The sequence below is a fragment of the Clostridium yunnanense genome, assembly GCF_016595795.1.
In the GTDB taxonomy this organism is placed as follows: domain Bacteria; phylum Bacillota; class Clostridia; order Clostridiales; family Clostridiaceae; genus Clostridium_AR; species Clostridium_AR yunnanense.
Genome location: NZ_JAENHN010000041.1, coordinates 40,952 through 55,236, shown reverse-complemented (window position 1 = coordinate 55,236; position 14,285 = coordinate 40,952). Strand labels below are relative to the sequence as shown.

Here is a 14,285-nt window from a genome sequence, read left to right as displayed (position 1 = left end):
ATCTTCTTCAGTGAGCTTTTTTAACGTATCTGCCTTTCGCAATGTATATGAGTAAAATTTGACAGGCGAACAAGTTTTGTTTTTTTACTGTACAACCCTAAAAACTTTTATAACCATTGAAATATCTAGGTTTAGATAACTCAAAATTTTTATACTTTGCTTTACAGTAAAAAAGTTTAGGAAGGAACTTCCTAAACTCTATGCAACAATATATCCTTCTTCCATAAGCTCAACGATTTTTTCATAGCTTTCTGGTTTACTATAGTAGTAGCCTTGGACAAAATCACAGAAAATACTTCTTAAATAATCAACTTGATTTTTGTATTCTACACCTTCTGCCACAACCTTAATACCTAACTTATGAGATAGCTGTATTATGTTCTCTACTATATACTGACTTTTTAAGTTACCCTCAAGTTCAGATACAAAGCTTCTATCTATCTTTAGCACATCAATAGGTAGCTTGGTAAGATAGTTAAGCGACGAATATCCAGTACCAAAATCATCCAGTGCAATACTAAAGCCTAACCCCTTTAGGAAAGCAAGTATCTTTATGTTTCTATCAAAAGATTTCATAAGCAAACTTTCTGTTATTTCAATCTCTATATACTTTGGTTCTATATTATATTTCTCAGTTAACTTTTTGAATGACTCAATTATATTATCATCTCTAAGTTGTATTTCTGATAAATTAAGTGCTAACTTAAAATCATCGTGTCCTTTTTCAATCAAATCCTTGCACTTCTTACACACTTCTTCAATTACAAAAAAACCTATTGGTATTATAAGCCTTGTATTTTCAGCCACTGGTATAAATTCTACTGGACTTACCATACCTAGCTCTTCGTTTTTCCATCTGATAAGGGCTTCAAATCCCATTATCTTAGAATCATCTAGAACTACTTTAGGTTGAAATTGAACATATAATTCTTTCTTTTCTAGTGCATTTCTTAAACCTTTTTCTAAGGTGTAAAATCTATTTTGTTCACGAGATATTTGGTCATCAAAAAACTGATAAATATTCTTACCATTTCCTTTAGCTTTGTACATAGCAACATCTGCATTTCTTAGTAATGATTTATAATCAACGGCATCATCTGGAAAAACTGTAATACCTATGCTTGCAGTAGTAAATATCATTTCATTCATCAGATTTTTAGTATTATTAAACACATCAATTATCTCTTTAGCAACTGAGTTAACATCCTTTAAATCTTCTATATCTTGCATAAAAATTACAAACTCATCCCCACCAAATCTACATAATAGATCTCCTCTTTGACTTACAATATCCTTCAAAGCCTGAGCTATAATTTTTAATATATCATCACCATAATCATGACCAAAAACATCATTTATGTATTTAAAATTATCTAAATCTATTAATATTAATGCTGCTTTATTTTGATTAACCTTATTTTCTTTAAGATACTTATTTATAAGTACTTTAAGATAATTTCTATTATGTAATCCCGTAACTGAATCATAGTAACTCATATAACTAATTTTAAGTTCTTTTTCTTTTTTATCAGTTAAATCACACATTGAACCATATAGCCATGTTGATTTTCCTAAATCATCTCTTATAATTTTTGCTTTAATATTAAGCCATTTTATAGTTTTATCTTCAGCAACTATTCTGTATTCAGTTTCATAGTAATTTGCATTCTTATCCTCGATAGCATCAAGCAAATGCTTTCTTGCTAAGATTCTATCTTCTTCGTGAATTACCCGTAACCAATCTTTTTCATAACTAATAATTTTATTATCATTAAAACTTACAATTTCTTTAATCTTTTCACTAAAATGAACTTCATCTTTAAGTATATTCCATTGAAATATTATATCTCTAGTACCTTCAATTGCAACAGTATACTTTTCTTCTTCTTCTTGAAGCTGTTTATTTAAATCTACTAGCATATTTTTCTCTTTATCTAGTTTTAACAACACCATAAATAAGAAGGATATAACTGCTAAATTAAATACGAATCCTACTATTTTCAAACCTGCAATACTCATAGCTGTAATTGCAAGAACTGAAACAGCATAACCCAAAATGTATATATTCTTTTTCAAGTAATTACCTCCAAATTTATGTATAGTATTAAGAAACTTATTGATTGTCTTTTGTTGTATTTAAAATTTCTCCTGCTTTGGAGCCCTCATCTTCTATGCAACTATTTTTATCGTTTAATAAAGTAGCTATTAATGTTATTGAAGCAGCAGCTAATAATAACAATTTTCCTTTTTTCATCAACAGTAATCTCCTTTACGTTAATATACTTATAAATTATTATATTAGAAATTATTGCTGTTGGAAACATATTTATTCATATTAATTATTTTTTTTACAATGTATTTTATATTCACCAATAAAATTTATGACTTAATCTATAAATTCTGGAATCTTTAGCACAATTTATAGTCTTATATAGATGAACCTTAGCTTTTGTATGAATACAGTATTTATTAATGACCTTAAAATTATTTTTATTAGCATCAATTGTTATCTAATAAATTGATTAGTTTCTTGGTGATAAGTATAGCCTACAGATAATAATCTATCAATTAATACATCCTTAGATATATCAATATCTTCACACAAAGCATCTAAATTATTGTAAAAATCTCTTAATTTCATATTTATTATGCTTAATAATATAAATGGGTCCATGCTTTTAATTTGTTCGTTATCCATTTTTCTTTTTTTCCTTCTCTCTAATTAATTTGTTTATCACTATATCGTTATACTACTCTTAGATATTGCTTAAACCTTATTTAATAATACCATCCAATGATTTCCCAAGAAATTATATACATCAAATCTAATTTTACTACATAGTTTGCATTAATGTCTTTATATTTATAGATCATGAAACTGGGATATATTTTTTAATATCAACTCAAACTAATTGATAGTTGTTGGAACTTTTTTACTTATTTTGCAATATAATATACTATCTCAGGAGAATAACTTATGATAAGGGGAGAAATATTATAAGTTATAAAGGCTTTCTAGATGAAATATATGGTTTTGGATAAGGAACTTAACTGGAAAGACAACGGCTCTAGTAGATTAGCAGAAATTTTTCTAACAAGATTAATTCTCCCTATCCAAAATCAGTGTTAAAAAGAAGCCTTAGTAGTTTTACACTTTTAACCTCTTCTAACTATATGCCTGATTAAATATTCGTCCTTTGTGTTGTTAGATTGAGATTTCAATCTAACAAAAGACCTCCAACACATGTTGGAGGTCTTTTGTTAGTATCATATGTTTTTTATTTTAGCATTATATATGTTTTTCTATTATCCCTACCGCTTCTCTGAGATATTTTTCTTCTAGTTCTCCAAATCTACCTTTGTTTGGAGAATCAAGGTCTAATACTCCAAATACTTCTCCATCCTTAATTATTGGAAGTACAATTTCTGAATTTGAAGCACTATCACAGGCTATATGACCTGGAAACTCATGAACATCTTCTACTCGCAAAACAGTTTTTTCTTGTGCAGCAGTTCCGCATACTCCACTTCCTAATTTAATTCTATAGCAAGCTGGCAGTCCTTGGAATGGCCCAAGTACTAGTTCACCATCTCTCATAATATAGAATCCAGCCCAATTGCAATCATCCATATAAAACTTTATAAGCGCAGAAATATTTGAAAGGTTTGCAATCAAATCAGTTTCTGTCTCAAGTTGATCTCTTACTCCCCACACCATAAACTTATAATTTTCTTCTCTATTTGTGTCTGATGCTACTCTCATTTCTTCCATTTATTATGCCCCCATCATCTTGTTTATTTATTGAAACAAACTTTTTATTTAACTTTTTGAAATTATAACATAGTATCTTTTTTAGTACAAGTTACTTTTAATCACTAATTTCATTGTAAATAAACTTAGTTCATTTCAGTGTCTTTTAGGCCGCTTAACTTCACTACTTTACTAATCACTCTAGTTTCCTTCACTTCCCATGTCTAAAAGCTTTCTTCTCAGTTTATCTTTGATACTTTCCTCGCAAAATGCAAAATTTATTGCATTTTCTATTGTATTAATTACTTCCAAATCAGTTAATCTAAAATTACTTATTATCTTTATATACTCATTATTCAAAGTGGTATTTGAAACAGTATTGTTATCTGTATTTACTGTAACAATTAAATTCTTTTTAATATATTTATATATTGGATGATCTATAATTCTATCTACTATTCCAGTATTATAATTACTAGTTACACAAACCTCCAAGGGAATGTTTTTATCAAGTAAAATATCCATAGTTTTTTGACTTTCAATTGCTGCTGTACCATGACCAATTCTTTCAGCATGAAGTAATTCTATAGATTTATCTATATTTTCAAAGTTCCCAGTCTCTCCTGCATGTATAGTTATATGAAATCCTAAACTTTTAGCTTTATCAAATAACTTAACAAATTGATCTGCTGGATACCTTTGTTCATCACCAGCTAAGTCTATAGCCACCACTTTATTATCTAAAAACTTTTTTGCCGCATAAAGCTGTTGATCATTTATTTCATAGCTTTCATGCCTTAGAAGACATATAATTAGGTTAAATTCCACATCAAATTTAACCTTACCTTCATTAGCACCATCTAGTACTGCCTGAATGACATCTTCCATTGTTAATCCATTCTTACAATGGAAACAAGGTGCAAACCTTATCTCTATATATCTTATATTTTCCGTATTACAATCCTCTATAAGTTCATATGCTATTCTTTTTAAATTTTCTTTATTTTGCATTATGGATATCGGAATATCAAACTTTTTTAAATATGCTTCTAAGGAAAAAGTTTTGTCTAACACTGCTATTTTATTTAAAAACTCTTCTTTCTTGTCTTCTTCCATATATCCATCTTTTTTTATAAGTTCTAGCATCGTTTCAGGTCTTACAGAACCATCTAAATGACAATGTAGATGTATCTTAGGTAAAGATAATAATTTTTCAAGTTTCAAATAATCACCTTCTCTTATCAACCATTTTTTATACCAGCAATATAAAACGCCACTCCATTATCTTCATTTTTCGCTTGTATATTTGCTCCATGATACTCAACTATTTCTCTTACTATAGATAAACCTAATCCATACTTTCCATTTTTCCCTTTAGTGAAAGGTAAAAATAGATTTTCAAATTCTTCCTCATCTATCTTTTCACCATCATTATATATTCTTATAGTATATTTCCCTTGTTCTTTATATAGACTTACCTCAACCTTTTTTTTAGCATACCTCGATGCATTATCAAACAAGTTTTCAAGCACAATCGTAAATTGCTCTTTATCTCCTAAAGTAAATGCATCCTCTAAGGTTTCTATATCCCATTCTAACTCCATATTATTTGCTTTTATTTTATAAAAAACATCAGAAATCACATCACATAATGAGTATAAATGATTTTTAATCTGTTTAGAGTTTACATATTCAAGTTTTGAAAGTTGTAACAGATCCTTTATCCTCTTCTGAAGCATTACTGCTTCTTCATCTATAACTTTCATTGTCCCTTGAAGGGTTCCATTTGGATAAATCCCATCCTCAACTGCTTGTACATAGTTCCTAATTACCATAACTGGAGTTTTTAATTCATGTGAAACCTGCTGAAGCATATTTTGTCTCCATTCATCTCTTTTTATAAGCTGGATTCTCATATCTTCAATACTTTCCGCCAGACCTCCAAGTTCATCTCCTCTTTCAAGTTTAAGTGAGTCATACCAATCTTGTTTAGCTATCCTTTTTACTCTGCTTTCTAAAAACTTTATCGGTGCAGTTATATAGTTAGAGAAGGCCATAGACACCATTAAACTTATCATTATTGCAATGATTCCTCCAACTATTAGCTTCTCTGTAACATCCTTTACAAGTTTATTTCTATAAGTATCCATCATGAAAGATATCAAGTAAGAATCTTTTCCATCAAAGTTAGTCTTCTTTATAACATAATATAATCTACCACTACTGAGTTTATAATCATATCTCTTACTAGTTTCATTTTGAGTCCTTGTCTCTTTTTCAATTACCTTCATAAGATCATTAGTTAAAGAAGACCTAGAAAACCTCTTAATAATATTTAAATTTTGATACGGATAAACCACCTGAGTTACTGATCTTATATCTTGAATCCGGCCTATATTTTCAGCATTTATCTCTTCTAACTCCAAATTTTTATCCTTATTCTTTGAATGAAGAAAAGTATCTTGTGCTAATTCTATGGTTTTATAAGTTTCATCAGTAAAAAAGGAACTTATTGATATATTAAAGTACAATACTAAACATATAAATACTCCAGCTATTATACCGGCACTTACAGCCCAAACTTGAAAGGTCAAAGATTTATTTTTCATATCAACACCTCTAACTGATTTCTAATTAAGTCTATAACCAAATCCATACACAGTCTCAATTCTAAGTTCAGGCATCCTTTTTCTAAGCCTTCTTACAAGATCATCCACAACCCTGTCACTTCCATAATAGCTTTCTCCCCAAATCATATTTAATATATCATCTCTTGAAAAAGTTTTCTGTTTATTGTTTAAGAAAAGCATAAGAAGATCAAACTCCTTAGAACTAAGACCTACATCCTCTCCATCTTTTGTTATTATTCTTTTATCTGTTTCAATTAGATACCCATATAAATACTGACCACTTGATAAATCCAATTCTTTGTATGTTCTATCTAATAACTTTTTTGTTCTTATAACTAATTCTCTAGGCATGAATGGTTTAGCTAGGTAGTCATCGCTCCCCATTTCAAGCCCTACTATCCTATCAATATCTGCATCTCTCGCAGATATAAAAATAACTGGAATATTTTTATTACTGGCCTTAATTTCTTTCAAAACGGTAAACCCATCCACATCTGGTAACATTATATCTAAAATCCAAAGATGAGGATTCTCATATATAGATTCTATAGCATCTTCACCTTTTGAAAAGCTAGACACCTCGAAACCTTCTCTTACTAGATAAGAGCATAATACTGTATTTAGATTCTTATCATCCTCAACTAAGAATATCTTATAACTCATAATAATTCACTCCTCTTAGGGATCTTGCTAATTTTATTATCATAATTATACTCTAATTATTACAAAAAAGTTAATATTTTTTCACATAAATAGTTTAAAATAAGTTTAAATATCTATAGGCAAACCATTTTAAAAAGAAATGCTTCTATAAAATATAATTTTCTATAAAGTAAAAATGGCTTTAGTGATACTAAATCACTAAAGCCATTTTTAATACTACTCTAATTCTTCATATTCTAGTTTAGCCATTGGGAATGGCTCTAATGCTCTCTCTAATATTCCTTGAACGTATGCTATTAACATCCCATAGTTCACTATTGGCACATTATATGCCTTGGCATCATCTATTCTTGAGCACATTGCAGTTCTATTTAACATACATCCACCACAGTGGACTATGAGTGAGTATTGTTTAACATCATCAGTAAATACTACACCCGAAGAATATTCAAAGTTTAATTCTTTTCCTGTAAGCTGTCTAAGCCATCTAGGAATTTTTACTCTTGCTATATCATCCGCCTGTTTGTGATGAGTACAACCTTCAGATACTAAGATCTTATCTCCATCTTTTAGTTTCTTAATCGCTTTTATTCCTCTAACCATCTCTGCAAGATCACCTTTATATCTAGCAAATAATATTGAGAAGGAAGTAAGCATTATATCTTTAGGAGTATCTGCCGAAACCTTTAAAAACACTTGTGAATCAGTTATAACAAGCTTTGGTTTCCTTCCAAGACTATCTAGTGTTTGCCTTAATTCATGTTCCTTTGTAACCACCGCAATTGCATCACTCTCAAGTATATCTCTAATAGTCTGCTGTTGTGGAAGTATTAGTCTTCCTTTTGGAGCTGCTTTATCAATTGGTGTTACTAATACAACTAAATCACCTGGATTTATAAGATCTCCAACTATTTTAAACTTATCCTCTTCCTGAGGCAAAAGGCTTATTATCTTGTTTTTTATTTCCTTTATCCCCTTATTTAATGCAGCTGAAGCTGGAACTACTTGAATTGAAAGTTTTTTTGCCATTTCTTGCGCTGCTTCATCATAGGAACCCAGTTGATCAATTTTATTTAATACTCCTAAAACAGGAATATTCTTTTCTTTTATTACTTTAACTATGTTTATATCCTCTTCAGTAACACCAACAGCACCATCTACAACTATAAGTGCAACATCTGCTTTATCTAAAACTTCAATAGTCTTTTTTATTCTAAGTTCTCCTAATTCTCCTTGATCATCAAGCCCTGCTGTATCAATTATCACACATGGTCCAATTGGTAGTATCTCTATCGCTTTGTAAACAGGATCAGTTGTGGTTCCCTTAACTTCTGATACTATAGAGATTTCTTGTTCTGTAATCGCATTTATAATACTCGATTTACCTGCATTTCTTCTTCCAAAAAGGGCTATATGTACTCGCTCTGAGCGAGGTGTAGAATTTAAACTCATATAATCTTCTCTCCTTACTTTCCAGGTATACCTGGCTTTGTCAATTCTAACGGGTTAAGTATTGCATCTACTTCTTCCTTAGTCAATATATCTTCTAGGTATATAGCTTCTCTTAAAGTTATTCCTAAAGCCAATGCTTTTTTTGCAACTTCGCTTGATCTATCATAACCTATATGATGTATTAAAGCAGCTGTCATAGCTGTGGATTTTTCTACATTCTCTCTGCAAACATCTTTATTTACTTCAATACCTTCAATACATTTCTCTCTAAATATTATAACAGCTTTTTCTAATAACTCTAAGGATTCTAATAGATTTTCTGTTATAAGAGGAATGAAGGCATTAAGTTCAAGTTGCCCACTGGCCGCAGCAAAAGTTATCCCACTGTCATTTGAAACAATCCTCATAGCAACCTGTGCTATCATCTCTGGTATAACTGGATTAACCTTTCCAGGCATTATGGACGATCCTGGCTGTCTCATTGGAAGTATTAATTCCCCAAAACCACCCTTAGGACCAGAACTTAAAAGTCTTAAATCGTTTGATATTTTCATTAAGTTAACAGCACAAGCTTTCAAAAGTCCTGAAACCTCTACAAAAACATCAGCATTTTGAGTAATATCCATAGGAAAATCAGAACGTGCAAGCCCAAGCCCTGTAAGCTGCTGAAGCATATCCGTCATCATAAAAATGTATTTATTTGTAGCATTTAGTCCAGTACCAATTGCCGTGCCACCTATATTTATCACTCTAAGTCTTTCTTCAACCTTATAAATTCTCCATCTATCTCTCTCTATAGCTTTTGCATAAGCACCAAACCCTTGCCCAACCATCATAGGTAGTGCATCCATAAGTTCTGTTCTACCAAGCTTTAATATATTTGCGAACTCATTCTCCTTTACTTGAAGAGCTTCCTGCAAATCTGCTAAAGCATCAGCTAATCTTCTTATCTTTCTTATAGCCGCAATTCTCAAAGCAGTTGGACATACATCATTTGTAGACTGAGACATATTTACATGATTCAATGGATGAATAACATCATAATTTCCTTTTTCTTCACCTAATAGTTCTAAAGCTCTATTTGCTATAACTTCATTCACATTCATATTAGTAGAGGTTCCAGCTCCACCTTGAAATGCATTTATCCTAAAACTATCATTAAACAGGCCGTCTGCCACTTCTTCTGCTGCTCTAATGATAGCTTTACTTTTCTCTTCATCTAGTCTTTTAAGCTTTGAATTCACTAACGCTGCTGCTTTTTTTATAGTTGCAATTTCTTTCACATAATCTATATTTACGTACCTGTCTCCAAGATTAAAGTTTTCCATAGCTCTTATAGTATGTATTCCATAATACTTAGAATCAACTATATTTCTATCACCTAGCATATCATGTTCTAATCTAAAATCCATAACTCTGCTCCTTTACATTTTTACTTCCTTTACCATATTTTCTGCCCCCCACTTTGACATGATCTCAAGAACAGGAATAAGGCTTTTTCCTCTTTCTGTTAAAGAGTATTCTACCTTAGGGGGAACTTCGTTATACTGTTTTCTATTTATTATCTTATCTGCCTCAAGCTCTTTAAGTTGTTGACTTAAGGTCTTATGCGCAATTGTTTGGAGTCTTTCTTTCAACTTGCTGTACCTAACTACTTCCATTCTATATATCTCCCATAGTATTATCCATTTCCACTTTCCCTCTAACACAGAAATAGTGTAATACATTGGGCATTCCCCATATCTATCAATAAATTTATCCATTTTTCCCCCTTATAAGCATAATAGTCATTTTGAGTATATTCTATCTTAATACTTACTTTTTGTTAAGTATATAACAAATAAGTGCATACTTACTTCTTTTTATATTAGGATATATAATTTATTATATAAAGTCAATTTACTAAAAACAGCTTTAAATATAAATTAGAAGTTTTATTTTATCTTATTTAAACGATGATGCTGTTAACTAATTCTTAAGTCAGAGGAGATATTACTATGAAGGTTATTGCTTTAAATGGCAGTCCCAGAAAAACTAAGAATACTGCTAAAATGATAAAAGAAGCTCTTGAAGGGGCAAAAACACAAGGAGCAGAAATTGAACTTATCAATCTTTATGATTTAAACTATAAAGGCTGTGTTAGCTGCTTTGCTTGTAAAAGAATAGATGGACAAAGTCACAGTAAATGTGCTGTCAATGATGATCTACAATCAGTTCTTAGAAAAATTGAAGAAGCTGATGCTCTTATACTCGGTTCACCAATATATTTTGGAGAAGTAACAGGAGAGATGAGATCATTCTTAGAACGTTTCCTTTTTCAATACCTAGCATATGATAAAAATCATTCATTTAATTTTAATAAAAGATTATCTATTGGATTAATTTACACAATGAATGTTCCTAATGAACATATGAGCTCTGTTGGATATGAAGACAAGTTCAAGAATACGGAGAAAATGTTAAAGAGATTCTTCGGTCAAGCTGAATCCTTATTTGCAAACGATACTTACCAATTTGACGATTATTCAAAATATGACTCAACAATGTTTGATGTAAATCATAAAATTAAAGTTAGAGATGAGGAATTTCCTAAAGATCTAAAGAAAGCTTTTGAGTTAGGTATAAGATTAACTCAGTAAAAATCCTATAAACTGTACTCCCCTATTTCTTGATAACCTCATGAATATAAACTATAAATAAAACGCTCATGATAAGCATAATTATATCTTTTCATGAGCGTTTTATGTTAAATTCTAATCTTAAGACTGCTAAGGTTACAAAACAATCCCTTAACCCATAGCTTTATAATAAAATTTATTCCTTCACCTATTTTGCTACTTATCTTTTTATTTTTGATCCAAATAATTCATCCCACATTTCTAATGCTTTCATTAGATTCTCTGTATCTAATTGAGTAGCACTTGGAAGTGTTTTAATTGCATCATCATACTGCTGCCTTAAAGCAGGCTTTATCTTATCTTGACTGGCCTTTGGCGCTGAATCTAAAGTAAGCCCCTTTACAGATGGCCCTGGATAAAAATACCCACTATCATAGGTTATAGCCTGCATCTTTGGTGTCATAAGCCATTGTATTAATTTAGTTACTACTTTCTTTTGATGTTCGCTTAAACCTTTAGGTATTGCAATATATTGGGCATCAGATACAAGCGTAGTGTTGTTAAGCAAAAATCCTTGGTAACTCTGAGGTATTCCTCCTATAATTCTTTGATTCATATCCCATCCAAATTGGCTAGGTATAACCCATCTCTTTCCATCCTTTAGTTCTGTAAATGTAACTCCAGTTTTAGTTGGATAGTAGTCTATATATTTATCTAGCTCTTTAAGAAAAGCCCATGTCTTATCCCAAGTTTTAGGATCTTTGGGATTTGAATCTCCAAGTATATATGGAAGTCCCTGAAGAAAGTTTCTTCCTGGTCCTGAGTTCGCTGGTCTAGCATATGTAAATTTGCCTACGTTTGCCTTAGCAAAAGCCAAAAGCTCTTCTGGAGTCTTAGGAACATTAGGTACATTGTCTGGGTTATATGTAAATAGTGGTCCGCTAGGAGAAAATACATAAGTTATCCCATATCCATTTACTAATTTATAAGTAGCTTTTGCTCCATCACTATAGTTGTTCTCTAACTCCGGAAAACTGCTACTATAGTTTGGCATTATCTTTTCGATAACATCTCTATCAATTGCATTACTAAGACCATCTATTCCTGTAAAAATTAGATCAGTCTGCATATCTTCCGCTAAAATCTGAGATTTTAATAAAGAAGGAGCCTCCAGTACACTTGCCTTCTTTACTACTACCTCTGATATTAAACCTGGATTGGCAGCTTTAAATTGATCTATAGCATCTCCAACAAGCTGCATAGTTCCTGATATATCCATTATATCCAAGGTAATCGGTTTTTCCGCTTTTACTGTTTCCTTAGTGCCACATCCTGTAAATATGGTCATTGTAGAAACCATTACTAGCATTAGGCTTAACAACTTAAATTTCTTCATAAATATCCTCCATTTTAGTTTTTACACTGTCTTAACCTTCATTAAACTCAACCTACTGCTAATTAAAGCTTAAATCTATTTACTTCTTCTATCATAGAATTTGTTAAGCTTGATAAAGTTTGAGCTGAAACTGCTACGTTTTTAAATGACATATTTATTTCTTGTACTGAAGCCGCTATTTCTTCAGCCGACGCAGCATTTTCCTCTGACACACCAGAAATATCTAATGTTTTAGATATTATACTATCTTTCTCTACATTAATACTTTCAATGGAATATTTTATTTCCTCTACTCTTGGGAGTATAACATTAATTGACTTAAATATTTGAGCAAAGGATTTTATAGATTCTTCAATCATTTCTGTCTGAGAACTTAAACTTTCCTTTCCAACATCAGTTGTTTTTACAGCTATCTGTACCTCGTTGTTTATGTTAGATATAAGCCCACTTATATTCTTTGCTGATACCTTAGACTGTTCAGCCAGCTTTCTTATTTCTTCAGCAACTACTGAAAAACCTCTTCCTACTTCTCCTGCACGCGCAGATTCTATTGCAGCATTTAAAGCTAACAAATCAGTTTGCTCAGCAATTGAGTTTATTATATTTGTTATATCATTTACTTCCCCTATATGATTATCTAATTGTACAACTTTTGTTCTTACTGTATCAAAGGACTCAGTAACATTGTTAATGGAATCAAATAAAACTTTAAGCTTAGAGTTACTATTTTCAGACATTGTACCAATACTTTGTATATTTGAGTTTACATCATTTATTGACGAGGTTATGATGCTTAAAGCCTCAGCAAAGTTATCTAAAGAATTTTTTACACTCATCAAATCACTAGACTGATCATTTGCTGCAACAGCAACGCCATGAACCGCATTACTTATCTCATGAGCAGAAGATGCCATTTCATCAGAAGTTATTAGTAAGTTTCCAGCTTGGTCATTTACAATGTTAGTTGATTTCTTTACTGATTCCAACATTGATGAAATATTTGAGATTGTCTTACCAATAGATTTCTTCATACTACCAAATTCGTTTTTCAAGTCTGTATCTATATTGATACTAAAATCTCCTTGAGCTACCTTTTCTAAATCTAGTATTATTTCCTTCATAGATTTTTTTATCACAACTATTATTGCAAAAGATACTACCATCATTAATACAAATCCAATAAAGAAGGTTATAAAGAAGACTATTGTGCTTTGAGAATATAATTTATTATTATCATTATTAAGGCTATTAGCCATATTTGAACTATACCTTACTAAATTATCTAAAAAAAGCTGCATCTCATTACCCTGCTGATTAAATTTTTCTAGGTTAATTCCATAAAGTTTAGTTCCCTTTTCCATTTCTTGTGCTTTTCCATGATAACTATTCAAATCATTTTTAAATTCAGCAAGGTTATTTTTTTCGATAGAACTTAGAGAAAACTTTTCATATTCTGCTATCATCTTAACTAGAGTATTATAATCGTTTTCCACCGCAGTAACATCATCATTGTTAAAATTAGTGATTGATATTCTATTCATATTCAACCTAACATTTGCGAAAGTTTGACGTATCTCTTCAGCTTTCACAATTCTAACTAAAGCTCCTTCATACATTAATGAAGAGTTTTTGTCTATAGATTTCATATTATTATATCCCACCACTGCAATTGCAAAGGATACGATTGTTGATAATATTACCATCATGATTATACTGTTAATTACTTTAATGTTTTTCAGCATATTTTTCCCCTTTCACACTTTTCGCTCATATAT

The 14,285-nt window shown here is 30.8% G+C and carries 13 protein-coding genes; 1 reads left to right on the top strand and 12 read right to left on the bottom strand.

The window, feature by feature from the left end; all coding sequences use genetic code 11:
- Positions 1-198 precede the first annotated feature (198 nt).
- The 10 genes from JHL18_RS14640 to JHL18_RS14595 form a co-directional block, all read right to left on the bottom strand.
- A complete protein-coding gene (locus JHL18_RS14640) occupies positions 199-2,076 on the bottom strand; it encodes a bifunctional diguanylate cyclase/phosphodiesterase (protein ID WP_200270473.1) in 1,878 nt (625 codons plus the stop codon).
- A gap of 37 nt (positions 2,077-2,113) precedes the next feature.
- A complete protein-coding gene (locus JHL18_RS14635; protein WP_200270470.1) occupies positions 2,114-2,254 on the bottom strand; it encodes a hypothetical protein in 141 nt (46 codons plus the stop codon).
- Positions 2,255-2,506: 252 nt separating this feature from the next.
- Positions 2,507-2,698 (bottom strand): DUF4250 domain-containing protein, encoded by a 192-nt coding sequence (locus tag JHL18_RS14630; protein WP_200270468.1) that lies wholly within the window; start codon positions 2,696-2,698, stop codon positions 2,507-2,509.
- A 591-nt stretch (positions 2,699-3,289) separates the two neighbouring features.
- Positions 3,290-3,772 (bottom strand): GAF domain-containing protein, encoded by a 483-nt coding sequence (locus JHL18_RS14625; RefSeq protein ID WP_200270466.1) that lies wholly within the window; start codon positions 3,770-3,772, stop codon positions 3,290-3,292.
- 180 nt (positions 3,773-3,952) lie between these two features.
- Entirely contained in the window at positions 3,953-4,975 is a 1,023-nt protein-coding gene (gene add, locus JHL18_RS14620; protein WP_200270464.1) for an adenosine deaminase, read from the bottom strand.
- 17 nt (positions 4,976-4,992) lie between these two features.
- Positions 4,993-6,360 carry a sensor histidine kinase gene (locus tag JHL18_RS14615; RefSeq protein ID WP_200270462.1) on the bottom strand — a complete coding sequence of 456 codons (1,368 nt, stop codon included), beginning with the start codon at positions 6,358-6,360 and terminating at the stop codon, positions 4,993-4,995.
- A gap of 21 nt (positions 6,361-6,381) precedes the next feature.
- Positions 6,382-7,044, bottom strand: a complete 663-nt coding sequence (locus JHL18_RS14610; RefSeq protein ID WP_200270460.1) for a response regulator transcription factor — start codon at positions 7,042-7,044, stop codon at positions 6,382-6,384.
- Positions 7,045-7,260: 216 nt separating this feature from the next.
- The gene (gene hydF / locus JHL18_RS14605; protein WP_200270458.1) at positions 7,261-8,496 is read right to left on the bottom strand and encodes a [FeFe] hydrogenase H-cluster maturation GTPase HydF; all 1,236 of its coding nucleotides are present in this window, start codon (positions 8,494-8,496) and stop codon (positions 7,261-7,263) included.
- Between the two features lie 14 nt (positions 8,497-8,510).
- The gene (locus JHL18_RS14600) at positions 8,511-9,908 is read right to left on the bottom strand and encodes an aspartate ammonia-lyase (RefSeq protein WP_200270456.1); all 1,398 of its coding nucleotides are present in this window, start codon (positions 9,906-9,908) and stop codon (positions 8,511-8,513) included.
- Positions 9,909-9,920: 12 nt separating this feature from the next.
- Positions 9,921-10,259, bottom strand: coding sequence for a winged helix-turn-helix transcriptional regulator (locus JHL18_RS14595; protein ID WP_200270454.1), 339 nt, complete (start codon positions 10,257-10,259; stop codon positions 9,921-9,923).
- Positions 10,260-10,493: 234 nt separating this feature from the next.
- Between JHL18_RS14595 and JHL18_RS14590 the strand changes: the two genes are divergently transcribed.
- Positions 10,494-11,135 carry a flavodoxin family protein gene (locus JHL18_RS14590; RefSeq protein ID WP_200270452.1) on the top strand — a complete coding sequence of 214 codons (642 nt, stop codon included), beginning with the start codon at positions 10,494-10,496 and terminating at the stop codon, positions 11,133-11,135.
- A 199-nt stretch (positions 11,136-11,334) separates the two neighbouring features.
- Here JHL18_RS14590 and JHL18_RS14585 read toward each other — a convergent pair whose 3' ends face one another.
- Together JHL18_RS14585 and JHL18_RS14580 are read right to left on the bottom strand one after the other, a co-directional pair.
- Positions 11,335-12,510 carry an extracellular solute-binding protein gene (locus JHL18_RS14585; RefSeq protein ID WP_200270450.1) on the bottom strand — a complete coding sequence of 392 codons (1,176 nt, stop codon included), beginning with the start codon at positions 12,508-12,510 and terminating at the stop codon, positions 11,335-11,337.
- 62 nt (positions 12,511-12,572) lie between these two features.
- A complete protein-coding gene (locus JHL18_RS14580; protein ID WP_200270448.1) occupies positions 12,573-14,252 on the bottom strand; it encodes a methyl-accepting chemotaxis protein in 1,680 nt (559 codons plus the stop codon).
- Between the last annotated feature and the right edge of the window lie 33 nt (positions 14,253-14,285).